This window comes from Micromonospora sp. DT229 (genome assembly GCF_049844505.1).
GTDB lineage: Bacteria > Actinomycetota > Actinomycetes > Mycobacteriales > Micromonosporaceae > Micromonospora.
Genome location: NZ_JBNCLD010000022.1, coordinates 62627 through 87214, shown reverse-complemented (window position 1 = coordinate 87214; position 24588 = coordinate 62627). Strand labels below are relative to the sequence as shown.

The following is a 24588-nucleotide window of genomic DNA, read 5'->3' as shown; positions in this document are numbered from 1 at the left end:
GCTCGTCCTCCTTATCCGACGATCGGATCGGCCGGCAGCATGACAAGCCGATCACTCGTCATGCTGCCGGCGGTCGTCAGCTCGCCCGACGCGCCGAATCCTTCGGCGTGATTCTCACCGTCTCGGGGTCGAACCCCTTGCGCCCCCGAACGGCGGGAAGGATGGTGACGTCCATGAGCGTGCCGATGATCTCGCGGCGTTGGTCGTTGGTCACCTCGTCGGAGTACCACCACTCCCGCACGTTCGGGGCGGCAACAGCCGGGCCGAGGACGTCAACGCGGCCCGCATCGGCCATTTTCGCCTCGATCTCGGCAATATCTGCCTCGGCTGCCTCGGTGCCAGCGAGCATCGTTGACCTCGGAATGCGTTTCTTGGCGTAGTCGATCCCGAGTTGCTTGAGCAGAACGCGGCTCGCCTCCAACTCCTCACGCAGCGCGTCCACGTCCGGGCGATCGTGGTCGACCAGCAGATCAGCCCCGTCACGCTCGATGATGGCGATCACGACATCACTCACCAGCTCGTCCACGGGCTCAACCGCCCGGCTGACATGCTTACCCGTGCGGCACGTGTAGTTCTTCGCCCCGGTCTTCGACTGGCCGCTCATGTTGACCGTCTCACCGCAGACACCACAACGGGCCAGCCCGGTATTCATCCCCTTGGCGGACTTACCGGTCCTCTTGCGAGATGGGTTCTCCAAGATCGCCTTGACCGCCCGCCATGTCGCCTCGTCCACCAGGGCCGGCCAGGCTGCCTTGGTGACCACCTCGCCCCGGTGCGAGCGCAGACCGGCGTTACGTGGGCTGGTGAGCCACTTGCGCAGCGTCTCCGTCCGCCACAGGTTTCCCTGCCCGGTTCGCAGCCCGGCATCGTTCAACATGCGAACCTGCGCCGCGAGCTTGCCCTTGGCGAGAATTGCCCGATAGACCGCCTCCGCCGCCTTGGCCTCCGCTTCGCGCTTCGTCACGCGGTCAGGCTCGTAGCCGAACGGCCGGGGACCGGGGGCCGGGCGTCCCTTCTCGGCGTGCTGGCGGTTCGCCCGCTTCTGGCGCTCCGACTTCAACTCCGTCTCGTACCGCGCGTCACTCGCCGCGTTGTCGAAGAATTTGCGCCCCTGCGGAGTCGAGAGGTCGAAGGTCATCCCGCGAGCGTAAGAGACGATCACCGGCTGAGGTGCGGCAAGACACGTCTCGTAGAACCGATATTCGTCGGTCTTCGTCTTCAGCAGCCGCTCGCTCGACCACGCGATAACCACGTTGATCTCACCGGCGGCAATGAGCTTCAGCAGCTTCTCGAAGCCGGGCCGCCGACGCATCGCGGACTTGTCGTTGTCAACAAGCCGATGCACTACCGGCCACCGGTTGTACTCCGCGTGGCCATCGCAGTCCTCACCCTGCCGGGCGATGCCCTCGCCCTCGCGGCTCGTGCCCTTGTGCGGGTCGTCGGAGAGGCGGAGACAGATCGCGGCTCGCCGGTCCTGGCTGCTCAGCAACGTCATGCATCAATACTAGCAAGATCATACCCACCCGATCGGGTGGGTGACCGAGAAGACCCAGCGACCCCCGGGGCGCAGCACCCGGTGCACCTCGCGCATCAGTGCCGCCGAGTCGGCGACGAAGGGCACCGCGCCGAAGGCGGTGCAGGCCAGGTCGAAGCTGGCGTCGCGGAAGGGCAGCGCCATGGCGTCGGCCTGGGCCAGGGGTACGCGTACCCCGCTGCGGTCGGCGGCCTGGACGGCGTGGCGCAACATGCCGGCGGAGAGGTCCACGGCGACCGGCCGGGCGCCCTCGGTGGCCAGCCAGCGGGCGCACGAGGCGGCTCCGCAGCCGATCTCCAGCACCCGGCGTCCGGCCACCTCGCCGAGGAGCCGGGCCTCGGCCTCGCGCAACCCCTCCGGGCACCAGACGAAGTCCACCTCGCCGAGGAAGTGTCCGTGCTCGGCCTGGTACGCGTCGGCGTCGGCGTCCCACCAGCGGCGGTTGGCGCTGCGCGCCTCGGTGTCGCCCACCCGGCGCCGGGTCACCCGGTTGTCGTCGTCCACCCGATCACGCTAGGCCCCTGGGGTGAGCGGGCTCGGGGCGGCCCGGTCCCGGCTGCGACCCTCCGGGCGAAATCTCCGCTTTCGCGGGTGGTGCGGTGATGAGGAGACGGGAGGGCTTGCACGCTGTGGTAATGCAGCGGGTAGGGTAGTGGATGCGCTCGCGGATCGTGTGCCTCGGCAGGGAGCAGGTGCGCGGTCGACGGAGTCACATCAAGATCTCGTTACGCGATTTTTGGGTGGGCCCGCCGACGGATCCGTTGGCGCGCACAGGTCACCGCGACACCAGCCTGCTGTGACACACATCCGACCGGAGCAACCGCCCACATGACGAGCAGCATCGAGGCCCCCTCGAGCGCCACCAGGGTCACCATCGACGATATCGGCTCCGAGGAAGCTTTCCTCGCCGCGATCGACGAGACCATCAAGTACTTCAACGACGGCGACATTGTCGAAGGCACCGTCGTCAAGGTCGACCGGGACGAGGTCCTGCTCGACATCGGCTACAAGACCGAGGGTGTCATCCCCTCTCGTGAGTTGTCGATCAAGCACGATGTGGACCCGGCAGAGGTCGTCTCGGTCGGTGACCACATCGAGGCCCTGGTCCTCCAGAAGGAGGACAAGGAGGGGCGGCTGATCCTCTCCAAGAAGCGGGCGCAGTACGAGCGGGCCTGGGGCACGATCGAGAAGATCAAGGACGAGGACGGTGTCGTCCGCGGCTCGGTCATCGAGGTGGTCAAGGGTGGCCTCATCCTCGACATCGGGCTGCGCGGCTTCCTGCCGGCCTCCCTGGTCGAGATGCGGCGGGTGCGTGACCTTCAGCCGTACGTCGGCCGTGAGCTCGAAGCCAAGATCATCGAGCTGGACAAGAACCGCAACAACGTGGTCCTGTCCCGCCGGGCGTGGCTGGAGCAGACGCAGTCCGAGGTGCGCACCGAGTTCCTCAACAAGCTCCAGAAGGGGCAGGTCCGCAAGGGCGTCGTCTCCTCGATCGTCAACTTCGGCGCCTTCGTCGACCTGGGCGGCGTGGACGGCCTGGTGCACGTCTCCGAGCTGTCCTGGAAGCACATCGACCACCCCTCCGAGGTCGTCGAGGTGGGCCAGGAGGTCGAGGTCGAGGTCCTGGACGTCGACCTGGACCGCGAGCGGGTCTCGCTGTCGCTGAAGGCGACCCAGGAGGACCCGTGGCGGCAGTTCGCCCGCACCCACGCGATCCAGCAGATCGTGCCGGGTAAGGTCACCAAGCTGGTGCCGTTCGGCGCCTTCGTCCGGGTGGACGACGGCATCGAGGGCCTGGTCCACATCTCCGAGCTGGCCGAGCGCCACGTGGAGATCCCCGAGCAGGTCGTTCAGGTCGGCTCCGAGGTCATGGTCAAGGTCATCGACATCGACCTGGAGCGCCGCCGGATCTCGCTGTCGCTCAAGCAGGCCAACGAGGGCTTCGTCGAGGGCGAGGAGCACTTCGACCCGACCCTCTACGGCATGGCTGCGACGTACGACAACGAGGGCAACTACATCTACCCGGAGGGCTTCGACCCGGAGACGGGCGAGTGGCTCGAGGGGTACGACAAGCAGCGCGAGACCTGGGAGAACCAGTACGCCGAGGCGCGGCAGCGCTGGGAGGCGCACCAGAAGCAGGTGCAGACCTCTCGGGCCGCCGAGGCCGAGGCCGCTGCCAACCCGCAGCCCGCCCCGACCGGCACCACCACCACGACCAGCGCGGCCCCCAGCCGCCAGGCCGAGGAGCCGGCCGGCACCCTGGCCACCGACGAGGCCCTCGCCGCTCTGCGCGAGAAGCTCGCCGGCGGTAAGTGACCCGCTAGCCGACACAGCGCAGGGCCCCGCTTCGACCCGGATCTCCGGGTTCGAGGCGGGGCCCTCGCCGTTTCCGGGCGCGGGACCTGTTTGGCGGTACGGCGATGATCGGGTTGACTGAGGCCGTGCTGAAGGTGGGATTGACCGGCGGAATCGGTTCGGGCAAGAGCGCGGTGGCGCGGCGACTGGTCGAGCGCGGCGCGGTGCTCATCGATGCCGACCAGCTCTCCCGGGAGGTGGTGGCCCCGGGCACCGAGGGGCTGGCCGAGGTGGTGGCCGCCTTCTCCGAGCGGGTACTCGACCCTGAGGGCGCCCTGGACCGGGCCGCGCTGGCCGACCTGGTCTTCACCGACGAGGCGGCCCGCCGTCGGTTGGAGGCCATCATCCACTCCCGGGTACGGGCCCGTACGGCCGAACTGGTGGCGGCCGCCCCACCCGAGGCGGTGGTGGTCAACGACGTACCCCTGCTGGTGGAGGTGGGGCTGGCTCCCACGTACCACCTGGTGGTGGTGGTGCAGACGGCGCTGGCCACCCGGTTGGAGCGGTTGACCCGCGACCGGGGGATGAGCCGGGCGGATGCCGAGCGGCGGATCGCCGGTCAGGCCGACGACGCCCGCCGGGCGGCGGTCGCGGACGTGCTGCTCACCAACGACGGCACCCTGGCCGAGCTGCACGCCGCCGTCGACGCCCTGTGGCACGAGCGGCTGGCGCCCTTCGAGGACAACCTGCGCCACCGGCGGGCGGTCCAGGCGCACCGGGTGATCCTCACCGGACCGGATCCGACCTGGCCACAGCAGTACGCCCGGCTGGCCGCCAAGATCCGACAGGCGATCGCCCCGGCGGACCTGCGGATCGATCACATCGGCTCCACCGCGATGCCGGGTCTGGCCGCCAAGGACGTCATCGACATCCAGCTCAGCGTGTCCTCCCTGGCCCAGGCGGACGCCCTGGCGCAGCCCCTGGCCGAGGCCGGCTTCCCCCGGATGCCCGGTGACTGGTGGGACACCCCCCGAGGGGCGGGTTCCGGCCGGTGGGAGAAGCGGCTGCACGGCAGCGCCGATCCGGCCCGTCCGGTGCATCTGCACCTGCGGGTGACCGGGTCACCCGGCTGGCGGTACGCCCTGCTGATGCGGGACCACCTGCTGGCCGACCCCGACCGGCGGGCCGCCTATCTGATGCTCAAGCGGGAACTGGCGGCCTCGGCACCGGACAGCGGGGCGTATGCGACCGCGAAGGACCCCTGGTTCGACGAGGAGCACCTGCGGGCGGAGGAGTGGGCGGCCCGGACCGGATGGCGCCCCTAGGGCCGGTGCTGGTCAGCGGGGCTTGGCCGGCTTGCGAAGCGACGGGACCCGGCCGGGTTTCAGGTCGAGCTGGGCCCAGGCGCCGCCCGGGGTCGGCAGTTCCAGTCGGCGCAGCAGACCGGACCGGTCCACCCAGTACCGCGCTCTGCCCGATCCGGTGCCGACCTCGATGACGTCGACCACGCTGCCGGTGAGGTTGTCGCCGCGTACCCGGCGGGGAGTGCCGGAGGGGCCGCTGCCGCGGGCCGCCCGCAGGGCCCGGGCCACGAGGGGATCGAGGGCCTGGGTGCGGTGCGCGCCGCCCCGCCATCCGGTGCCAGGTGGTGGCAGGGGCGGCGGATCCGCCGGGTCGTCCGGCGCCGGGGTCTCGATCCGGGTGACTCTGCCGCCCTCTCGGCGTACCAGGGTGCGGGTGCCGTCGGAGTCCAGGTCGGTGACCCCCAGATAGGCCGTACCGGAGGTCCAGCTCAACCAGCCGCTGCCCCGCAGGTTGGTGTCGGTCGAGGCCGGTACGGTCACCGTGAGGGTGGCGCCACCGGCGGCCCGCAACCGGGCGGGCAGCCGCCGCCAGCGGTCCCGCTCGGTGGAGTTGAGGGCGCGGGGCAGGCCGGGGCGGCCCCCCAGCGCGTCGACCGGCCGCAGGGTCGGCCGGTCCACCCGATTCAGGTGTACGGTGACCGGCCCGACCGGGGTGACCGTGGTCTCCAGCCGGAGCAGCCTCCCGTCGGGGTCCAGGACGTAGCGGGTGTGCTCGGCCGACTCGCCACCCGGCCAGGGTGCCTCCAGGATGTCCAGGTTCGCCCCGTGGTGTCGTTCCCGGCCGACCCACCGGCCCGAAGCCTCATCGACCGGATCCGGGCGGTCGGCGCTCAGCGCGAAGATCATGGCCAGCAGTGGGGTCAGCCGCTGGTCCGGGGCCACCCGCCAGCCGTCGGCCGGAGGGATGGGGGGCGGCATCGCCGGTGCCGGCACCGCGGTGGGGTCGGGCCGGGACATCAGTACGGTGGGAGTGGCCTGGGCCAGGCCCCGCAGCACCCCCGCCCCCGGCCCGCCCACGTCGACGTAGACCAACCGGCGGGCCCAGTCGACCCAACCGAGCAGGTCGGTGCGGTCACCGCCGCGGCCGATCGTGACCTGCAACCCGGCCCGCAGGTCGCGCTGGTTGGTCACCCGCATCACCGCCAGCCGGTCCCGTTCGGCCGAGGTCAACGGACGGCTGGCCGGCTCCTGGGGGGCCCAGTTGAGCAGGGTGATCACCAGCAGGACGGCGGAGAGTCCGGCGGTGAGCGCCAGCCCGGTCAGGGTCAGTCGGCGCCGTCGGGCGAACCTCTGCCGGGCCTCCTCGGCCTCCTCGTCGGCTCCGGCGAGGTCCTCCTCCTCGGCCACCGGGTCGAGCAGTCGGTGGGACAGCCCCACCAGGCCCGGCAGCCCTGGCCTGGTCCGGCCCGGTTGACCGGTACCCGGCCCGGTCCTGTCTGGCCGGGTGCTACCTGCCCCGGTCCGGTCTGGTTGGCCGGTGTCCGGGTCGGTCTGTTCCGCCTGACCGGTATCCGGGCCGGGGCGGTCCAGGCCGAGGATGGCCGGTGGCTCGATGCCGGCGCGGTGTCGGCGGGAGCCGGCGCGGTGTCGGCGGTCGGCTCGGGCGCTGGGCAGTGGTCGTGAGCTGTTCTCCACGGAGGATGAACGCCGTGGACCAGGATGGGGTGACGACATAGGGGCGCTCGCGGCGGCCGGTCTGCGCGTCGTCCGCGCGACCACGTCGGGTGCGCACGCCACATATCGGGTGCTGCTACCCCACTGCGCCGGGGGCGGCATGACCTGTGTGGCCCGCCACCGACCCCGGTCGGCCGCCGCGAGCGGCCTACGGGAAAAGGGTAGCCGGGTGAGAAGAACCACACAATGCGAATATTGAGGCCGGTCACCTGCGGGGCGTAGTCACCGCGGACTGTCGGGCCTCCCGCGTACCGTGGACGACATGGCGCTCGACATTCCCCGGCTCGACGGCCGGTTTCAGGTCATCAGCGAGTTCCAGCCGGCCGGCGACCAGCCGGCCGCGATCGACGATCTGGAACGGCGGGTGCGCCGGGGCGATCGACACACCGTCCTGCTCGGCGCGACCGGCACCGGCAAGAGCGCGACCACGGCCTGGTTGATCGAGCGGTTGCAGCGTCCCACCCTGGTGCTGGCGCCCAACAAGACCCTCTGTGCGCAGCTGGCCAAGGAGTTCAGCGAGCTGCTGCCGGACAACGCGGTGGAATACTTCGTCTCCTACTACGACTACTACCAGCCCGAGGCGTACATTCCGCAGACCGACACCTACATCGAGAAGGATTCCTCGATCAACGAGGAGGTCGAGCGGCTGCGGCACTCGGCGACCATGTCGCTGCTGACCCGCCGCGACGTGGTGGTGGTGGCCACCGTGTCGGCGATCTACGGGCTGGGCACCCCGGAGGAATACCTGGATCGGGCGGTGCGGGTGGCCGTCGGCCAGGAGCTGGATCGCGACCAGTTGCTGCGTCGCCTGGTCGACATCCAGTACACCCGCAACGACATGGCCTTCCAGCGCGGCACCTTCCGGGTGCGCGGCGACACCCTGGAGATCATTCCGGCGTACGAGGAACTGGCCGTACGCATCGAGCTGTTCGGTGACGAGGTGGAGAAGCTCTACTACCTCAACCCCCTGACCGGCGACGTGGTGCGCGAGGTGGACCATCTGCTGATCTTCCCGGCGACCCACTACGCGGCCGGGCCGGAGCGGATGGAACGGGCCGTCCGCGACATCGAGACCGAGCTGGCCGAGCGACTCGCCGAGCTGGATCGCCAGGGCAAGCTGTTGGAGGCGCAGCGGTTGCGGATGCGCACCACGTACGACATCGAGATGATGCGGCAGGTGGGCTTCTGCTCCGGCATCGAGAACTACTCGATGCACATCGACGGCCGGTTGCCGGGCAGCCCACCGCACTGCCTGCTCGACTACTTCCCGGACGACTTCCTGACCGTGATCGACGAGTCGCACGTGACCATCCCACAGATCGGCGGCATGTACGAAGGCGACGCCTCCCGCAAGCGGATGCTGATCGACCACGGCTTCCGGCTGCCCAGCGCTGCGGACAACCGGCCCCTGCGGTTCGACGAGTTCCTGGAGCGGGTCGGGCAGATGGTCTTCCTGTCGGCCACTCCGGGGACCTGGGAGCTGGAACAGTCCCAGGGGGAGTTCGTCGAGCAGGTGATCCGACCGACCGGCCTGGTGGATCCGGAGGTGGTGGTCAAGCCCACCAAGGGCCAGATCGACGACCTGATGCACGAGATCAAGTTGCGGACCGAGCGGGACGAGCGGGTCCTGGTCACCACACTGACCAAGAAGATGGCCGAGGACCTGTCGGACTATCTCCTGGAGAACGGCATCCGGGTGCGCTACCTGCACTCCGAGGTGGACACCCTGCGCCGGGTGGAGTTGCTGCGTGAACTGCGCCGGGGCGACTACGACGTGCTGGTCGGCATCAACCTGCTGCGGGAGGGCCTGGACCTGCCGGAGGTGTCCCTGGTGGCGATCCTGGACGCGGACAAGGAAGGCTTCCTGCGCAGCGGTCGGTCGCTGATCCAGACCATCGGCCGGGCGGCGCGTAACGTCTCCGGCCAGGTGCACATGTACGCCGACAAGATCACCCCGTCGATGGCGAACGCGATCGACGAGACGAACCGGCGTAGGGCCAAGCAGATCGCGCACAACGAGGCGCACGGCATCAGTCCCGAACCCCTGCGTAAGAAGATCCACGACATCCTCGACGACATCTACCGGGAGGCGGAGGACACCGAGGCCACCCGGGTCGGCGGGGCGGTGCGGCAGTTGTCCCGAGGCAAGGCGCCGGTCAAGGAGACCCGCAGTCGGGGCCGGGCCGGTGCCGCCACCCCTGCCCGGGAGGGCATGGCGCGGGCCGAGTTGGCGCAGCTCATCCAGGAACTCAACGACCAGATGCTGGCCGCCGCGCGAGAGCTTCAGTTCGAGCTGGCCGCCCGGATCCGCGACGAGGTCTCCGAGCTGAAGAAGGAGTTGCGGGGGATGGACGCGGCCGGCGTGCGGTGATCCGGGTGGACCTTCTCGCGACAAGCTGTTCCGGCCCGGGAGAATAGCGGAATGCGAGCATCCTATTGCGCTGGGTGATCGCCGTGCGTACTCTCCCTCGGTGGGAGGCGGGGATGCCGTTGCCAACGAGTCCGGTCATTCGACGAGCGCGGCTCGGAGCGGAGCTGCGACAGCTTCGGCGCCGAGAGACACTGACCCTGGAACAGGTGTGTGACCGGCTGGGTTGGGCTTCCACCTCCAAGCTGTCCCGCATCGAGTTGGGGCAGAGTCGTCCCGATCTGGCCGACGTGTTGGATCTGCTCGACGTCTACCAGGTGCCGCCCTCCCAGCGCGACGCCCTGATCGTCATCGCCCGTGACGCCGCCACCAGCCGAGGCTGGTGGAAGGCGCTGGGCGAGATGGGGCTACGGCAGCGCACCTACGCCGAACTCGAAGCCGGGGCGGCGGGCATCGTCGAATACCAGCCCTGCGTAGTGCCGGGCCTGCTGCAAACCTCGGCGTACGCCCGGCTGCGCATCGCCGCCGGTCAGCTCATCGACCCCGAGGTGGATGTGGAGTCCGACCTGCGGGCCCGGTCCGCCCGGCACGCGGTGCTGCGCCGGATCGAGCCGCCGCACTACACGGCGCTGATCACCAAGGCGGCCTGCGAGCGGGCCGGTGACCCGGTCGAGGTCTGGCGGGATCAGGTACGCCACCTGTTGGATCTGACCGAGCTGCCGCATGTGACGATCCGGTTGCTGCCGAACGGGACGGAGGTGGGCCCGCTGCCGCTGACCCCCTTTTCCTGTTACTCCTTCCCGGATCCGGCGGATCCGCGGACGGTGATGCTGGAGGCGCTGACCACTGACGTGCGGCTGACCACCGCGACGGACGTCGACCGGTACGAGCGGATGACCCAACGGTTGTTGGAGGCGGCGCTGCCCGAACAGGAGACGGCTCAGGTGCTGGCCGGTTGGCTCGGCGGGTGAGGATGGGCGCGTCGGCGGGCATGGCCCTGGCGGCGATCACGGCGGCCAGCTGAGGGTGGGCGCGTCGGCACCGGCCCGGCGCCCCCGTAGCCGTCGGGAGGCGGTGCCGACGCGAGGCGCAGGCTAGAACAGGGGTACGACAGAAAGTCGGCCGCGGAGGCGGACGCCGGGGTGTGGGCCGACGCCTGGGTCGTTCGTGACCAGCTAGGCCGGCACGTTCACGAAGTGTTCGACCCGGGGCGGGTTGGCGAAGTACGGGCCGATCAACTCCCGCCACCGGAGGAACCGTTCGCTGGCCCGGAAGTTCTGCTCGTGCGCCTCGACTGAGTCCCACTCGACCAGCAGCACGAAGCGGGAGGGTGACTCGATGCCCCGGGTCATCCGTACCGAGCGGCAGCCCGGGGTGGTCGCCAACACCGGGTGCCCCTCGGCGTACGCGGCGGCGAAGGCGTCTTCCTGACCGGGCACCACGTCGATCAACGCGACCTCAAGAACCATGCCGGCAGCCTGCCACGGCGGCCGATCCGCCGAGGGCCCGCCCGCCCCGATTCTCACCCCCCGGGCTGCCGGCCCAAACCCCCACCCACCCCGATCCACCTCCCTGACCCCGTTGATCATGAGGTTAGCGGCAGTCGGGGAGATCGACTTCGCCGCCAACCTCATGATCAACGGGGTGGTCGGCGGGTGCGGGTGCGGGTGGCGCTGGTGCGGGGTGGAGGACACCTAGCCTCCTAGGAAGGCTAGGGTGGGTGAGTCACGGCGCGGCACCGGTTGGGTGCGTGGTGTGTTGCTGGCTGCCGGGTCGGAGATGAGACTGTGGAGGTGTCCGGACTCGTGTGGGCCATCACGCTCGTCGTGTTGGCCGGGGTGCTCATGGTGGACCTGTTCATCATCGGACGGCGCCCGCATGAGCCGAGCGTGCGTGAGTCCACCCTCTGGGTGGCCTGCTACGTCGGGCTGGCCCTGCTTTTCGGCGTGGGGCTCTGGGCCACCGCCGGGGGGAGCGTGGCCGGGCAGTTCTACACCGGCTGGCTGACCGAGTACAGCCTCTCGGTGGACAACCTCTTCGTCTTCATGATCATCATGGCGCGCTTCGCGGTGCCTCGGCAGTACCAGCAGAAGGTGCTGCTGGTGGGGATCGTGCTGGCGCTGGTCATGCGGGGTGGCTTCATCGCGGCCGGGGCCGCGCTGATCTCGCAGTTCAGTTGGGTGCTCTACATCTTCGGCGCCTTCCTGATCTACACCGGGATCAACCTGGCCCGGCAGGGCGAGTCGGCGGAGGAGGAGTTCCAGGAGAACGTGCTGATCCGGTGGAGCCGCCGGGCCCTGCCGATCTCCCGGGAGTACCACGGGGCCCGGTTGACCGCCAGGGAGCAGGGCCGGTGGAAGGTCACCCCGATGCTCGTCGTCATGATCGCGATCGGGACCACCGACCTGATCTTCGCGCTGGACTCGATCCCGGCGATCTTCGGCATCACCCACGAGCCGTACCTCGTCTTCACCGCCAACGTCTTCGCGCTGATGGGGCTACGACAGTTGTACTTCCTGCTCGGTGGCCTGCTGAACCGGCTGATCTACCTCAGCTACGGCCTGGCCGTGGTGCTCGGCTTCATCGGGGTCAAGCTGGTCCTGGAGGCGCTGGCGGAGAACCGGGTGTTCTTCCTCAACGGTGGCGAGCCGGTGGGCTGGGCGCCGCACATCCCGACCTGGCTGTCCCTGCTGGTGATCGTGGTGACCCTGGCGGTGGCGACCGTGGTCAGCCTGGCCAAGTCCTCGCGGGACCGACGACGGGAACCGGCCAAAGCAGAGAGCTGAGAGCTGAGCCAGGGCAGAGGGCTGAGCCGGGGCCTCAGCGCGGGCCGGTGGTGGCCAGGTCGTGGCGGGCCTGCCAGACCCGGGTCGAGATGTCGGCGATCAGTCGGCGGGCGGCGAGGTCGGCCTCCGTGCTTCGCTGGTCCTCGCCGAGCGGGGTGGTGGTGCAGACCACGAGCAGGTACGGGGCGGCGTCATCGGGAAAGACCACCGCCGCGCCGTGCCGGACGCCGCGTACCCAGCCGTTCTTGTGGGCCAGGCGGGTGCCGGCGGGAAGTCCCTCGGCGATGTCCTGCCGGATCTGCTGAGCGCAGAGCACCTCCAGCATCGCCGCGCAGCCGGCCGGCGAGACTAGTGGTCCGGCCCGGGTGGCCCCGGCGGCGATGGCGTCGAGCAGGGCGGCCAGGTCTGCGGCCGTGACCAGGTTGCTGATCCCGGCCTCCCGGGCGGCGAAGTCCTCGATGCCGCGGCCGGTGACACTGTGCCGGGCGCCGACGCACGCCCAGACCTCCGCCACGGCGGCCAGCCCGACCTGCTCGATGAGCAGATTCGTGGCGAGATTGCTGGACTGTACGATCATCCGCTCGGCCAGCCACCGGGGTGACACCCGCTGGCCGAGTCGTTCCCAGACCAGGCTGTCGTTGTCGTACTCCCGGGCGCAGGAGAAGCCGGCGGCGTCCGGTGAGGCCGAGGTGAACCGGTTGGTCACCTCGATCGGGGTGTCCAGGTCGGGTCCACCGTTCTCCGCGACCCGGTGCAGTGCGGCGAGCACGGCCAGTTTCATCGTGCTCGCCGCGTAGTGGGTGGCCTCGGGGTGGCGGGTCCAGGCGGGCGGGGCGTTCAGGGCACCGGCGTACACCGAGATGGTCCCCGGCGCCGCATCGAGCCGCGCCTCCCACCCCTCGAAGATCACCCGCCGAGGGTAGCGGAAAGGAAGGGCCCCTTCTCAACCTCTGGTGAGGTGAAGGGGCCCTTCCTGAAACGGGCGGGGTCAGCCGGCGTGCTTGCGGCGGGCGGTGGCACGGGCCCGCTGGGTCTGGTCGAGGGTCACCTTGCGGATGCGTACGGCGGCCGGGGTGACCTCGACGCACTCGTCCTCGCGGCAGAACTCCAGGGCCTGCTCCAGCGACAGCTTGCGCGGCGGGATCAGCTTCTCGGTCTCGTCGGCGGTCGACGAGCGCATGTTGGTGAGCTTCTTCTCCTTGGTGATGTTGACGTCCATGTCGTCGGAGCGGGAGTTCTCCCCGACGATCATGCCCTCGTACACCTCGGTGCCGGGCTCGACGAAGAGCTGGCCGCGTTCCTGGAGGTTGGTCATCGCGAACGCGGTGACGCTGCCGGCCCGGTCGGCGACCAGCGAGCCGTTGTTGCGGGTACGCAGCTCGCCGAACCAGGGCTCGTAGGACTCGAAGACGTGGTGCAGGATGCCGGTGCCCCGGGTCTCGGTGAGGAACTCGGTGCGGAAGCCGATCAGCCCGCGCGCCGGGACCAGCCACTCCATCCGGATCCAGCCGGTGCCGTGGTTGACCAGCTGCTCCATCCGGCCCTTGCGGGTGGCCAGCAGCTGGGTGATGGCGCCGAGGTACTCGTCCGGGGCGTCGATGGTCAGCCGCTCCACCGGCTCACAGGTCCGCCCGTCGATCTCCCTGGTGACCACCTGGGGCTTGCCGACGGTCAGCTCGAAGGACTCGCGGCGCATCTGCTCGACCAGGATGGCCAGCGCCAGCTCGCCCCGGCCCTGCACCTCCCAGGCGTCCGGTCGCTCGGTGGGCAGCACCCGCAGCGAGACGTTGCCGACGAGTTCCTTGTCCAGGCGGTCCTTGACCATCCGGGCGGTGACCTTGGCACCCTTGACCCGACCGACCAGCGGCGAGTTGTTGGTGCCGATGGTCATCGAGATGGCCGGCTCGTCGACGGTGATCAGCGGCAGTGGCCGGGGGTTCTCCGCGTCGGCCAGGGTCTCGCCGATCATGATCTCGGGGATGCCGGCGACCGCGATGATGTCGCCCGGTCCGGCCGAGTCGGCGGGCTTGCGCTCCAGGCCCTCGGTCATCAGCAGTTCGGAGATGCGTACCCGCTGGGTGCTGCCGTCCGTGCGGCACCAGGCCACGGTCTGCCCCTTGGCGATGGTGCCCTGCCGGACCCGGCACAGGGCCAGCCGGCCGAGGAAGGGGGAGGCGTCGAGGTTGGTGACGTGGGCCTGGAGCGGCGCCTCCTCGTCGTAGGTGGGCGGCGGGATGGTGTCCAGCAGGGTACGGAACAGCGGCTCCAGGCTGGTGCTGTCCTGCGGCACGGCACCGTCGGCGGGCTGGGTCAGCGAGGCGATGCCGTCGCGGGCGCAGGCGTAGACGATCGGGAAGTCGATCTGCGCCTCGTCGGCGTCCAGGTCGAGGAAGAGTTCGTAGGCCTCGTCGACGACCTCTTTGATCCGGGCGTCCGGACGGTCCACCTTGTTGATCACCAGGATGATCGGCAGGCGGGCCTTGAGGGCCTTACGGAGCACGAACCGGGTCTGCGGTAGCGGGCCCTCACTGGCGTCGACCAGCAGCACCACCCCGTCGACCATGGTGAGCCCACGTTCCACCTCGCCGCCGAAGTCGGCGTGGCCGGGGGTGTCGATGATGTTGATGGTGACCGGGTCGGAGCCGTCCGCCGGCAGGTAGCGCACGCCGGTGTTCTTGGCCAGGATGGTGATGCCTTTTTCCCGTTCGAGGTCCATCGAGTCCATCACCCGCTCGGTCACCTCGCCCCGGGCGCCGTAGGCGCCGGACTGCCGCAACATGGCGTCGACCAGGGTGGTCTTGCCGTGGTCGACGTGAGCGATGATGGCGACGTTGCGGAGGTCGGTGCGAAGCTGCATGAGTTCCATCCTCCCGCCTGTGCCGAGCCTATGCGGCGTCGGGGTCGCCAGTGGCACCGTGCGCTGCGCCACATGTCGGCGCTGTCACACTTACGGGGCAGCCTTGCCGAGGTGACCCGGGGGGCCGGCGTGCATGAACTGCTGAATTCGCTGCAACACCTGCCGTTCTGGCTGATCTACCTGGTGGCGGGGCTGGTGGCGGCGCTGGTGTGGCGGCCGAGACCGGGGTGATCATCGGCCTGGTCGCGCCGGGGGAGGCCACTCTGCTGCTTGTCGGTTTCCTCACCTACACGCGGTGGTGGCCGGGGTGCAGGCATTTCGGCACCGGCTCTGGCGGGGTGACCTGCTCAGTGTGGTCGGCACGGTCGGTGCCTTCGTGCCCCTGGTGGTCCTGGCGGTGGTGCCCACCTGAGCAGCGCCGGGGTCCGCACGGGATCACCGCGCCGGTCGATAGTTGTTAGGGTGCGGCGGCGGTTCGTGACTGCCGAAGGGGGCCCGGATGGGGCGCAAGGTCAGCCGGTTCGCGGTGGCACTGATGGTGGGTGCGCTACTGGTCGCCGGGGGCGGATGCGCCAGGGTGGACCCTCCGGCCGGCGAGTTGCCCGCCCCGGTCGCCCTGCCCGAGGAGGAGCCGGCGTCCGTGGTGGAGCCGAGCACTTCGGCCACCCCGGACGAGGCCAGCCCGACCCCCGAGGCGGTGGAGTCGCTGGGTGCCGCGCCGAAGGCCAGCGCCCGGCCCAGTGCGAAGGCGACGACGAAGGCGCCGCCGAAGCCCCGGCGTACCAGCACGGCCCCCCGTTCGGTGCCGAAGCCGCCGACGGAGACGAAGGTGCCGCCGGCTCCGCCGAAGCCCGCCCCGAGCGGCTGCAAACCCAGCTACAAGGGCGACGAGGCGAGCCGGGCGCAGGTCAAGGCCGCCTTGACCGAGGCGGCAGGTCGCACCTACTGGCCGACCTCGGCGCCGGACATCCGGATCCCGGCCAATCTGATCAAGGCGACGGCCTGGCAGGAGAGCGGCTGGCAGTCCCACATCGTCGCCTGTGACGGCGGCATCGGCCTGATGCAGGTCATGCCGGACACGGCGACCTGGATGAACCAGCGGTTCGGCCAGAACCACGACGTGTGGGACTACCGGGACAACGCCTTCCTGGGGGCCACCTACCTGGCCTGGCTCACCAAGTACATCGGCGACATGTACTTCGACGCCGACTACCGCCTGGACACCGATCTGTGCACGAGCGAACTGAACTCCTGTCTGCTCAACGCGATCATCGCCGCCTACAACTACGGTCATCACGCGGTAGCTCGGGAGGGGCAGCCGTTGGCCATCCCCAACCCGAGCTACGTGCGTAACGTGCGCGCCCTGATGACGGAGTGCGTCTGCCTGGGCTACTGAGCCGGTTTGGGGGCGATCCGGCCCGGCCACCAGAACCGCTCACCGAGCAGGAAGGCCAGGGCCGGGACGACGACCGTACGCACCAGCAGGGTGTCCAGCAGGACCCCGAGGCAGACGATGATCCCGATCTGGGTCAAGGTGATCAGCGGCAGGACCCCGAGCACGGCGAAGACCGCCGCGAGCAGGATGCCGGCGCTGGTGATCACCCCGCCGGTGACCCGTAGGGCGGAGAGCATGCCCTGGCGGGTGCCGGTGCTGCGGGCATCCTCACGGGCCCGGGTGACCAGGAAGATGTTGTAGTCGACCCCGAGGGCGACGAGGAAGACGAAGGCCAGCAGCGGCACCCCGGTGTCCATCGCCGGGAAGTCGAACACGTACTCGAAGATCAACCAGGCCCCGCCGAGGCTGGCGAAGTACGAGGCGACGACCGTGGCCACCAGCAGCACCGGGGCCAGCAGTCCGCGCAGCAGCAGGATCAGCACGGCGCCGACGAGCAGCAGGATCAGCGGCAGGATGAGCCGCAGGTCCTTGGCGTCGGCGGCGGCGGAGTCGTACCGGCCGGCGACCGTGCCCCCGACGACCGCTCCGGAGGGCTGCTCGATCCCGGCCACGGCCGGTGGCGCCGAGTTGTCGACGGCGCCGACGGTGTCCCGCAGTCGCTCCAGGGCCTGGTCGGCGGCCTCGGTGCCCGGCTCGGCTTCGAGGACCACGTCGACCTGGGCCACGTCGGCACCGGCGGGGCCGGGTCGGGCGGAGGCCACTCCGGGCACCTCGGCGGCGGCTGCGGTGACCGCCGGCACGGCGGCCGGGTTGGTCATCACCGCCAGCGGTTGGGTGGTGCCGGCCGGGAAGGCGCGGGCCAGGGTCTGCGCCCCGGCGACCGCCTCGGGCTTCACCCGGAACTGCTCGGTCTCCGACAGCCCGGTGCGGATGCCGAGGCCACCGAGGGCCAGCCCGGCGAGCAGCAGGGTGGCCAGCACCGCCACCGGTACCGGGCGACGGATCACGGCGGAGCCGAGGGCGCCCCAGATCCGGCCCTCGCGGCCGACACTGCCGGCGGTGGGCACGAAGGGCCAGAACAGTCGGCGTCCCAGCAGGACCAGGGCGGCGGGCAGGACGAACAGGGCCGAGGCCATGGCGAGCAGGATGCCGGTGGCGCAGGCCACGGCCAGGGCACGGTTGCTCTCCTGCTCGCTCAACAGCAGGGTGAGTACGCCGAGCATGACCGTGCTGCCGCTGGCCAGGATCGGCTCGGCGGTACGCCGCAGGGCGGCCCGCATCGCCGTGAAGCGGTCCTCCTCGCGGCGCAGTTCCTCCCGGTAGCGGGCGATCAGCAGCAGGGCGTAGTTGGTGGCCGCGCCGAAGACCAGGACGCTGGCGATGCCGGTGACGGCGCCGCCGGCGAAGTTGATGCCGACCGCCGGAATGATCGTTTCCAGGGCGCGCAGGGTGATCTGTTCGGTGGCGGCCACGACGACCAGGGGCACCAGCCACAGCACCGGACTGCGGTAGGTGACCAGCAGCAGCACGGCCACGACGGCGGCGGTGAAGAGCAGCAGGGTCACGTCCGCGCCCTCGAAGACCTTGGTCAGGTCAGCGGTGAAGGCCGGCGGGCCGGTCACCTCGACCGTCAGGTCCCCGGGGAAGTCGCTGAGGGCGGAGCGCACCTGGGCCACCCGGTCGGCGACGGCCTCCTGACCGCCGGTGCTGTCCAGGGGTACGGCCACCAGGGCCACGGTGTTGTCCGGGGACAGTTGTGGCGGGGCCACCTGCCCGCCGACGGCCAACTGGCGCAACCCGCTGGTGCCCTCGGTGACCGCCGCCCGGTCGGCCTCGCTCAGCGGGGCGCCGTCCTCGCGGCTGACCACCACCACGGCCGGCTGGACCCCGCTGGCGGGTAGTTCCCGCTGGAGGCGTTCCACCTGGGTGGACTGCCACTGCTCGGACAGACCGGTGGCGGAGACCGGTGCCGGGTTGCTGGGTATGGGTAGCCCGAAGACGGCCACGCCGACGAGGACGGCCACGGCGACGGTGAGCCACGCCGCCCGACGACTGCGGGCGACACGGGTGAACAGAGACATGCTCGGCGCTCCGGTCGTTGGATTCGGTCCGGCTCCCGCCGAGGGAGCCGATAGTTTGATTGTCGAGATTCTTGCTTATCAAGAAACAACGCGCAACAGCTCTCGTTCTTCGAGTATCTTGGCTGTCGAGAGATGTTGCGGGCTGAGCTATGCTGCGCATCCGGAAACCTCGGGAGGAAGCGGCGGGACGTGGCAGGGCACGGGATGTACCGGCGGCGTGACACCCGGCGGGAGATGTTGGTCGCGGAGATCACCGCCGAGTTGCGGCGCTACTGCGTGGAGGCCCAGCACGTCGGGCACGCCTTCGCCGGTCAACACGGCCTCAACGGCACCGACCTGCAAGCGTTGATCGCCGTGATGGACGCCGAGCTGTCCGGCGAGCCGATCACCCCCGGTCGACTGGCCGAGCACCTGGACCTCTCCTCGGGCTCCGTAACCGCCCTGATCGACCGGCTGGAGCGGGCCGGGCACCTGCGGCGCGACCGGGACACCACCGACCGGCGCAAGGTGCTGCTGCACTACGCGGAGCAGGGCGCCACGGTGGCCCGAGACTTCTTCCGTCCCCTCGGTCAGCGCACCGACGTGGTGATGGACGAGTTCCAGGACGAGGAGTTGGAAATCGTGTACCGGTTCATCACCGCCATGGGGGTGTCCCTGCGGGAACACCGCGACGCGGTTCGCGACGCCCGGCCCACCCCACCCCCGCGGCATCGGGCGGGTTGACCGCCCGTGCTGGAACGACTGGCCTCCCGACTCGCCGGGGTCGCGTTGCGGCTGCCCCGGGCCCGTACCCGAAGGATCACCGTCACCCGGGACATCCCGGTCCGGGCCAGGGACGGGGCGATCCTGCGCACCGACCACTACGCCCCCGCTCTGGCCCAGGCCCCCACCGTGCTGATCCGGACCCCGTACGGCCGGGGCGGACCGATGCGGTTGCTCTGCCGGATCGCCGCCGAGCAGGGATTCCATGTGGTCATCCAGTCCTGTCGGGGCACCGGCGGCTCCGGCAGGGTCTTCGATCCCTTCGTCCACGAGCGCGAGGACGGGCTGGACACCCTCGACTGGCTGCGCCGACAACGGTGGTGGTGCGGCGCCTTCGGCATGTTCGGCGCCAGCTATCAGGGCTTCGTGCAGTGGGCCCTGGCCGCCGACGCGGGTGAGGAACTGCGGGCCATGGTCGCGGTGGCCACCGCCTCCTCCACCCGGGACTCCACCTACGCCGGGGAGTCCTTCGCCCTGGACACCGTCCTGACCTGGGTGGAGTTGCTTCAGGCGCAGACCGTGCCGTGGCTGGCCCGGCAGTGGGAACTCAAACGGGGCCAGCCCCGACTGCTCGCCGCCCTGTCCCACCTGCCGCTGGTCGAGGCCGACCGGGTGGCCACCGGGGTCACCGTCCCGTTCTTCCAGCAGTGGCTGCGCCACCACACCCCGCAGGCGGACTACTGGCGTACCCGGGTCTTCGACGACCGGCTGGACCTGGTGCGGGCACCGGTGGCGATGATCAGCGGCTGGCACGACATCTTCCTGCCGGCCCAGTTGAGCGACTACACCGCGTTGCGGGCCCGGGGCGCCCAGCCCCGGCTGATCATCGGGCCGTGGACCCACGGCAGCCCCGGACTGTACGTCGCGGCCCTGCGCGAGGGCCTGGGCTGGCTCGGCACCCACCTGCCGGCCGACGGCACCGACCGAGGCGCCGCGCAGCCGACGGACGGCCCGGTGCGGGTACACGTCGGTGGGGTCGGTGGCGGTTGGCGTGACCTGCCGGACTGGCCGCCCCCGGCGCAGGCCACCAACTGGTATCTGCATCCACACTCGGCCCTGCGTACCTGCCCGCCGGTGCCGTCCTCGCCGGAGGGTTTCTTCTACGACCCGGCGGATCCGACCCCCTCCCTGGGGGGCCCGCTGCTGGTGGCCCAACGGGCCGGAGCGGTCGACAACCGGCCCGTGGAGGCCCGACCAGACGTGTTGACCTGGACCAGCGAGTCGTTGACCAGCCCGGTGCAGGTGATCGGGCCGGTACGCGCACAGATCCACGTACGCAGTGAACTCGACTACTTCGACGTCTTCGTGCGACTGTGCGACGCGGACCGGCAGGGGCGGTCCTGGAACATCTGTGACGGCCTGGTCCGGGTCGATCCACAGCGGTTGCCGGCCGACGGCTCCGGCACGGTGGCGGTCACGGTGCAGATGTGGCCGGTAGCCCACCGGTTCGCCGTGGGGCACCGGCTGCGGCTCCAGGTCTCCGGCGGGGCCCATCCCAGGTACGCCCGCAACCCGGGCACCGGCGAACCCCTCGGCGCGGCCGTCACCTTGCGGGGTGGTTATCGGGAGATCCTGCACGATCCGGAGCGTCCCTCCGCAGTGCTCCTCCCGATCGTCCACTCCGCCGCACAGCCTTCGACCGGCGGATAGGGCATCCGGGATCGCCCGCACGGTGCGCCCGATTTCGGGCCGCCGGAAAACTCGGGTTACGGGTGGCGGCGGTCGATCCCGACCGCCGCCACCGACACCGGTTACAGCGGACGGACGTTGTCCGCCTGCGGACCCTTCTGTCCCTGGGTCACGTCGAACTCAACCTTCTGACCCTCGTTCAGCTCCCGATAGCCACTGCTGGCGATCGCCGAGTAATGGACGAACACGTCGGGGCCGCCGCCGTCCTGCTCGATGAATCCGAAGCCTTTTTCCGAGTTGAACCACTTCACGGTGCCGGTTGCCATGCGTTCTCTCTCCCTGTCCAGCAGACGACCGCCGGTCACATGCCGGTGATCGTCCGATACCTTCCCGACATTAGCCGGTGAAATGCAGATTTGCCGGGTGAAGCGCCTGAGGTGACGGCGAGCCGTCGGCACAATCACGCTCCCCGAGGGGTTCAGGGAGGCTCCGGAGGTGACTCGGGGCGATGTCGGGTGGAAACCTGATGTCCGTGGTGGTCATCAGGCCATAGCGTATGAGGCATGGTAGACGAGCTGGCCCGGGTAGGAGAGTTACCCATCGCCGGGCTGATGGCTCTGCTCGGGGTGGTCATGCTCTTCGACGCGGTGCCGCTGTTCGGGGTCCTGGTCCCCGGTGACGTGGCGGTGCTCGCCGCGGTGGCCGTCGGAACGCCCAGCACCGGCCTGGCGACCTTCGTCGCCGTGGTCACCGGATGCCTGGTGGGCTGGTCCCTGACCTTCCTCGTCGGCCGGCGTTGGGGCGAGTGGCTGCGGCACAGCCGGTTCGGTGCCTGGGTCGGCGAGCCCCGCTGGGTGGCGGCCGAACGCATCCTGCGCCGCAACGGCGGTCGACTGGTGCTGGTGGCGCCCTTCCTGCCGGTGTTCAACGCGCTGCTGCCGCTGGCGGCGGGCGGCCTGCGTATGTCGTACCCACGGTTTCTCGGGTTCGCGGCCCTCGGCGCGGGCGCCTGGGCCGGTCTCTACCTGGCGGTGGGCACCGCCTCGCGGTCGCTGGTCGGGCTGCTGCCCAGCGGTACGAGCCCGCTGCTGGTCACGATGGTCGGAGGTCTGGTGCTGGCCGCGGTGGTGCTGCTCGGCACCCGGCGCCGGCTGCGTGCGGTGACCGGCTGACCTCCGACCACCCCCCGGTCACCAGCCCCGGGCTCGCCATTCACCCAGTTGGGGGCGCTCCGCACCCAGGGTGGAGTCCCGCCCGTGGCCCGGGTAGAACCAGGTCTCGTCCGGCAGCCGGTCGAACAGCTTGTGCTCCACGTCGTCGATGAGGGAGGCGAAGCGTTCCGGATCCTGGTCGGTGTTGCCGACGCCACCCGGGAAGAGACTGTCCCCGGTGAAAAGGTGAGGGATGCCGGCCGGGTCGCGGTAGAGCAGCGCCACCGAGCCCGGGGTGTGCCCCTTGATGTGGATGACCTCCAGGGCACAGTCGCCGACCGCAACGGTGTCGCCGTCGGCCAGGGTCTGCGCCTCGATCGGCAACCCGGCCGCGTCGTCGGCGTGCACCAGCGCGCGGGCACCGGTCTTGGCGACGACCTCCTCCAGCCCCACCCAGTGGTCCATGTGCTGGTGGGTGGTGACCACCGCGGTCAGCCCGGCGTCGCCGATCAGTTCCAGCAGCCGGGGTGCCTCGTTGGCCGCGTCGATCAGCACCTGCTCACCGGTGTCACGGCAGCGCAGCAGGTACGCGTTGTTGTCCATCGGCCCGACCGACACCTTGGTGATGGTCAGCCGGTCGAGTTCGCGTACCGCTGGTGGGCCGCCGGGGGTGACTGCTCCGTCGTAGGTCATCTCTGGCTAGATCCATTCCGGTGGGTCGGGTAGCTGACCATCGGGGGTGACGGTCAGGGTGGTACCTGGGCTGCGGCCGGTCAACCACGCGGCCACCTCGGCCGCCGGACCGGAGACGACCGGCGCCTGGGCCCGGTCACCGATGACGAGTTCGTGACTGCCGCCGTCGAAGTGCAGCACCAGCGGCGGCATCCCGTCGCGGTCGCCGAGATCGGTGACCACCTCGTGCAGCAGCCGGTGAGCGAAGCTCGGTGACCAGTCCGGTGGGCGGTAACCGGCGGCCAGGTCCACATGGTGGACCTCCAGTTCCCGCAGCCGACGCCAGACGAGCGCGGCGGCCGGCAGGGGACCACGCCGGGTCTGCACGGTGGCCGACCAGGCCGGCACCGGCATGGCGGCGACCGCCTCGGCGTACCGGTCGGCGCTGCGGCGCAGATCGTCCAGGTGCTCCTGGGGTGAGCGGGAGGCCCCGGCCTCGATGTCGGCGGCCCGGGCCTCGTCACTGGGATACATCGGGACGAGGTCGCCGGTGCGGGCCGAGGTGAGGGCGTTGACCAGGGCGTCGGCGTTGCGGGACAGGTGGGCCAGCAGGTGCCCGCGGGTCCACCCCGGCAGCAGGCAGTCCTGCGCCAGATCGGTGGCGTCGAAGCGTGCCGCCGTGCGCAGCAGGCGCGTCGTGGCGTCGTCCACGTCACCGCTCAACAGCAGGGGATCCCGGGTCACGGTTCGACCCTAGCCCGCCGTGCCGGTCGAGTCGCCGGGGAATTCGCTACCGGGTCGGCGCCACCCCTCCTACCGTGAGGAGGTTCGCGGCGCCGGAGCGGAGGAGGTGGTGGTCATGCCGGTCACCGCACAGCCGAATCACCCGCAGCGACCCTGAACGAGGAGACGTGAACATCACCCTTACCGCCCTGGGTTGGGACACCGACCGAGCGGCGTACCTGAGTCGTATCCACACCCCGCACCGTCCGGGCCGGGTGGCCCGGGTCGACCGGGGGTTCTGCACCGTACTCACCCAGCAGGGGCCGATCCGCGCCTCCTGCGGCGGTGCCGTCCTGGCCGCCGCCGTCGGCGATCCCACCCGACTGCCCGGTGTGGGTGACTGGGTGCTGCTGGGCACCTGGCCCGACGCGCGGGTGACCGTGGAGGGGGTGCTGCCCCGGCGTACCGCCCTGATCCGGCGCACCGCCGGCAAGGACGCCAGCGGTCAACTGCTGGCCGCCAACCTGGACGTCGCCGCCGTGGTGGAGCCGGTGCACCCCACGCCGAACGCCGCCCGCATCGAGCGGCTGCTCTCCCTGGTGCACGAGTCGGGCGCCCGACCCCTGGTCGTACTCACCAAGACCGATCTGGCCGCCGACCCGGCGGCGGTGGCCGACCAGTTGGCGGCCCTGGCCCCCGGGGTGCCGGTGCTGCCGGTCAGCGCCGAGACGGGCAGCGGGCTGGCACGGTTGCGCGCCGAGGTGGCCCCGGGTGCGACCCTGGGCCTGCTGGGGCCCTCCGGCTCCGGCAAGTCGAGCCTGGTCAACGCGCTGGTCGGGGCCGTGGTCATGCCGATCCAGTCGATCCGAGGGGTGGACGGCAAGGGCCGACACACCACCACCTGGCGGGCCTTGGTGCCGCTGCCCGGAGGCGGCACCGTGCTGGACACCCCGGGGGTACGGGCGGTCGGTCTGCTCGACGGCGCGGCCGGCCTGGACCGGGCCTTCAGCGACATCGCCGACCTCGCCGTCGGCTGCCGGTACGGCGACTGCGGCCACGACGCCGAGCCCGGGTGCGCCGTGCAGGCCGCCCTGGTCAGCGGCGACCTCTCCACCCGCCGCTGGCAGAACTGGCGCCGCCTCCACCGCGAGATGACCCACGAAACCCACCGCCGCACCACCCACCCCCGCCGCCCCCACTGACCCACTCCACCCCCTCGCCCCTCCCACCCCTCTCACACCTCACCCCCTCGCCCCTCGCCCCGTCGATCTTGCACTTTTGGTCGCCTTAATGCGG

At 70.6% G+C, this 24588-nt stretch carries 19 protein-coding genes and 2 pseudogenes; 11 read left to right on the top strand and 10 right to left on the bottom strand.

Annotation, left to right across the window (positions count from 1 at the left end; all coding sequences use genetic code 11):
* Positions 1–76: 76 nt before the first annotated feature.
* Together ACLQ2T_RS25845 and ACLQ2T_RS25840 are read right to left on the bottom strand one after the other, a co-directional pair.
* Positions 77–1495: a recombinase family protein gene (locus ACLQ2T_RS25845; RefSeq protein ID WP_425768952.1), complete on the bottom strand. Its 1419-nt coding sequence runs from the start codon at positions 1493–1495 to the stop codon at positions 77–79.
* Between the two features lie 21 nt (positions 1496–1516).
* Positions 1517–2038, bottom strand: a pseudogene (locus tag ACLQ2T_RS25840) (class I SAM-dependent methyltransferase); the annotation flags it as partial.
* A gap of 324 nt (positions 2039–2362) precedes the next feature.
* Here ACLQ2T_RS25840 and rpsA point away from each other — a divergent pair.
* Positions 2363–3850, top strand: a complete 1488-nt coding sequence (rpsA, locus tag ACLQ2T_RS25835) for a 30S ribosomal protein S1 (RefSeq protein WP_425768951.1) — start codon at positions 2363–2365, stop codon at positions 3848–3850.
* 125 nt (positions 3851–3975) lie between these two features.
* Positions 3976–5154 carry a dephospho-CoA kinase gene (gene coaE, locus ACLQ2T_RS25830; protein WP_425768956.1) on the top strand — a complete coding sequence of 393 codons (1179 nt, stop codon included), beginning with the start codon at positions 3976–3978 and terminating at the stop codon, positions 5152–5154.
* A gap of 12 nt (positions 5155–5166) precedes the next feature.
* On the opposite strand, the gene ACLQ2T_RS25825 is transcribed toward coaE, so the two are convergent.
* Complete coding sequence (locus tag ACLQ2T_RS25825) at positions 5167–6828, bottom strand: hypothetical protein (protein WP_425768950.1); 1662 nt, start codon at positions 6826–6828, stop codon at positions 5167–5169.
* Positions 6829–7129: 301 nt separating this feature from the next.
* Between ACLQ2T_RS25825 and uvrB the strand changes: the two genes are divergently transcribed.
* Entirely contained in the window at positions 7130–9238 is a 2109-nt protein-coding gene (gene uvrB, locus ACLQ2T_RS25820; protein WP_425768949.1) for an excinuclease ABC subunit UvrB, read from the top strand.
* 113 nt (positions 9239–9351) lie between these two features.
* Positions 9352–10206, top strand: a complete 855-nt coding sequence (locus ACLQ2T_RS25815) for a helix-turn-helix domain-containing protein (protein WP_425768948.1) — start codon at positions 9352–9354, stop codon at positions 10204–10206.
* A gap of 204 nt (positions 10207–10410) precedes the next feature.
* Here the strand turns inward: ACLQ2T_RS25815 and ACLQ2T_RS25810 are convergent, their stop codons facing one another.
* Positions 10411–10704: an antibiotic biosynthesis monooxygenase family protein gene (locus ACLQ2T_RS25810; protein ID WP_425768947.1), complete on the bottom strand. Its 294-nt coding sequence runs from the start codon at positions 10702–10704 to the stop codon at positions 10411–10413.
* A 318-nt stretch (positions 10705–11022) separates the two neighbouring features.
* Between ACLQ2T_RS25810 and ACLQ2T_RS25805 the strand changes: the two genes are divergently transcribed.
* A complete protein-coding gene (locus ACLQ2T_RS25805; RefSeq protein WP_425768946.1) occupies positions 11023–12021 on the top strand; it encodes a TerC family protein in 999 nt (332 codons plus the stop codon).
* 34 nt (positions 12022–12055) lie between these two features.
* Here the strand turns inward: ACLQ2T_RS25805 and ACLQ2T_RS25800 are convergent, their stop codons facing one another.
* Entirely contained in the window at positions 12056–12931 is an 876-nt protein-coding gene (locus ACLQ2T_RS25800; protein ID WP_425768945.1) for a serine hydrolase, read from the bottom strand.
* A 78-nt stretch (positions 12932–13009) separates the two neighbouring features.
* On the bottom strand, positions 13010–14878 hold the full coding sequence (gene typA, locus ACLQ2T_RS25795) for a translational GTPase TypA (RefSeq protein ID WP_425768944.1): 1869 nt from the start codon (positions 14876–14878) through the stop codon (positions 13010–13012).
* A 129-nt stretch (positions 14879–15007) separates the two neighbouring features.
* Here typA and ACLQ2T_RS25790 point away from each other — a divergent pair.
* Positions 15008–15171 (top strand): annotated as a pseudogene (locus tag ACLQ2T_RS25790) (DedA family protein); the annotation flags it as partial.
* A gap of 206 nt (positions 15172–15377) precedes the next feature.
* Entirely contained in the window at positions 15378–16274 is an 897-nt protein-coding gene (locus ACLQ2T_RS25785; RefSeq protein ID WP_425768943.1) for a lytic transglycosylase domain-containing protein, read from the top strand.
* On the opposite strand, the gene ACLQ2T_RS25780 is transcribed toward ACLQ2T_RS25785, so the two are convergent.
* The gene (locus tag ACLQ2T_RS25780; RefSeq protein ID WP_425768942.1) at positions 16268–18355 is read right to left on the bottom strand and encodes an MMPL family transporter; all 2088 of its coding nucleotides are present in this window, start codon (positions 18353–18355) and stop codon (positions 16268–16270) included. The genes ACLQ2T_RS25785 and ACLQ2T_RS25780 overlap by 7 nt on opposite strands.
* Positions 18356–18559: 204 nt before the next feature.
* Here ACLQ2T_RS25780 and ACLQ2T_RS25775 point away from each other — a divergent pair, with 204 nt between their 5' ends.
* Together ACLQ2T_RS25775 and ACLQ2T_RS25770 are read left to right on the top strand one after the other, a co-directional pair.
* The gene (locus ACLQ2T_RS25775; protein ID WP_425768955.1) at positions 18560–19078 is read left to right on the top strand and encodes a MarR family winged helix-turn-helix transcriptional regulator; all 519 of its coding nucleotides are present in this window, start codon (positions 18560–18562) and stop codon (positions 19076–19078) included.
* A 6-nt stretch (positions 19079–19084) separates the two neighbouring features.
* Complete coding sequence (locus ACLQ2T_RS25770; RefSeq protein WP_425768941.1) at positions 19085–20767, top strand: CocE/NonD family hydrolase; 1683 nt, start codon at positions 19085–19087, stop codon at positions 20765–20767.
* Between the two features lie 101 nt (positions 20768–20868).
* On the opposite strand, the gene ACLQ2T_RS25765 is transcribed toward ACLQ2T_RS25770, so the two are convergent.
* Positions 20869–21072 carry a cold-shock protein gene (locus ACLQ2T_RS25765; RefSeq protein WP_327024961.1) on the bottom strand — a complete coding sequence of 68 codons (204 nt, stop codon included), beginning with the start codon at positions 21070–21072 and terminating at the stop codon, positions 20869–20871.
* Between the two features lie 237 nt (positions 21073–21309).
* Between ACLQ2T_RS25765 and ACLQ2T_RS25760 the strand changes: the two genes are divergently transcribed.
* Positions 21310–21918: a DedA family protein gene (locus ACLQ2T_RS25760; protein ID WP_425768940.1), complete on the top strand. Its 609-nt coding sequence runs from the start codon at positions 21310–21312 to the stop codon at positions 21916–21918.
* An 18-nt stretch (positions 21919–21936) separates the two neighbouring features.
* Here ACLQ2T_RS25760 and ACLQ2T_RS25755 read toward each other — a convergent pair whose 3' ends face one another.
* Together ACLQ2T_RS25755 and ACLQ2T_RS25750 are read right to left on the bottom strand one after the other, a co-directional pair.
* Positions 21937–22590 carry an MBL fold metallo-hydrolase gene (locus ACLQ2T_RS25755; RefSeq protein WP_425768939.1) on the bottom strand — a complete coding sequence of 218 codons (654 nt, stop codon included), beginning with the start codon at positions 22588–22590 and terminating at the stop codon, positions 21937–21939.
* A 6-nt stretch (positions 22591–22596) separates the two neighbouring features.
* Positions 22597–23313 carry a maleylpyruvate isomerase family mycothiol-dependent enzyme gene (locus ACLQ2T_RS25750; RefSeq protein WP_425768938.1) on the bottom strand — a complete coding sequence of 239 codons (717 nt, stop codon included), beginning with the start codon at positions 23311–23313 and terminating at the stop codon, positions 22597–22599.
* A 167-nt stretch (positions 23314–23480) separates the two neighbouring features.
* On the opposite strand from ACLQ2T_RS25750, the gene rsgA reads away from it, so the two are divergent.
* Positions 23481–24494, top strand: coding sequence for a ribosome small subunit-dependent GTPase A (gene rsgA / locus ACLQ2T_RS25745; protein WP_425768937.1), 1014 nt, complete (start codon positions 23481–23483; stop codon positions 24492–24494).
* Positions 24495–24588: the final 94 nt, after the last annotated feature.

What these genes read in the sequence shown, in the direction of transcription:
- ACLQ2T_RS25780 (WP_425768942.1), bottom strand. Translation starts at nt 18,355, where the DNA reads ATGTCTCTGTTCACCCGTGTCGCCCGCAGTCGTCGGGCGGCGTGGCTC.
- ACLQ2T_RS25815 (WP_425768948.1), top strand. Translation starts at nt 9,352, where the DNA reads ATGCCGTTGCCAACGAGTCCGGTCATTCGACGAGCGCGGCTCGGAGCG.
- ACLQ2T_RS25775 (WP_425768955.1), top strand. Translation starts at nt 18,560, where the DNA reads ATGTACCGGCGGCGTGACACCCGGCGGGAGATGTTGGTCGCGGAGATC.
- uvrB (WP_425768949.1), top strand. Translation starts at nt 7,130, where the DNA reads ATGGCGCTCGACATTCCCCGGCTCGACGGCCGGTTTCAGGTCATCAGC.
- ACLQ2T_RS25785 (WP_425768943.1), top strand. Translation starts at nt 15,378, where the DNA reads ATGGGGCGCAAGGTCAGCCGGTTCGCGGTGGCACTGATGGTGGGTGCG.
- ACLQ2T_RS25755 (WP_425768939.1), bottom strand. Translation starts at nt 22,590, where the DNA reads ATGACCTACGACGGAGCAGTCACCCCCGGCGGCCCACCAGCGGTACGC.
- ACLQ2T_RS25760 (WP_425768940.1), top strand. Translation starts at nt 21,310, where the DNA reads ATGGTAGACGAGCTGGCCCGGGTAGGAGAGTTACCCATCGCCGGGCTG.
- typA (WP_425768944.1), bottom strand. Translation starts at nt 14,878, where the DNA reads ATGCAGCTTCGCACCGACCTCCGCAACGTCGCCATCATCGCTCACGTC.
- ACLQ2T_RS25845 (WP_425768952.1), bottom strand. Translation starts at nt 1,495, where the DNA reads ATGACGTTGCTGAGCAGCCAGGACCGGCGAGCCGCGATCTGTCTCCGC.
- ACLQ2T_RS25810 (WP_425768947.1), bottom strand. Translation starts at nt 10,704, where the DNA reads ATGGTTCTTGAGGTCGCGTTGATCGACGTGGTGCCCGGTCAGGAAGAC.
- ACLQ2T_RS25765 (WP_327024961.1), bottom strand. Translation starts at nt 21,072, where the DNA reads ATGGCAACCGGCACCGTGAAGTGGTTCAACTCGGAAAAAGGCTTCGGA.
- rpsA (WP_425768951.1), top strand. Translation starts at nt 2,363, where the DNA reads ATGACGAGCAGCATCGAGGCCCCCTCGAGCGCCACCAGGGTCACCATC.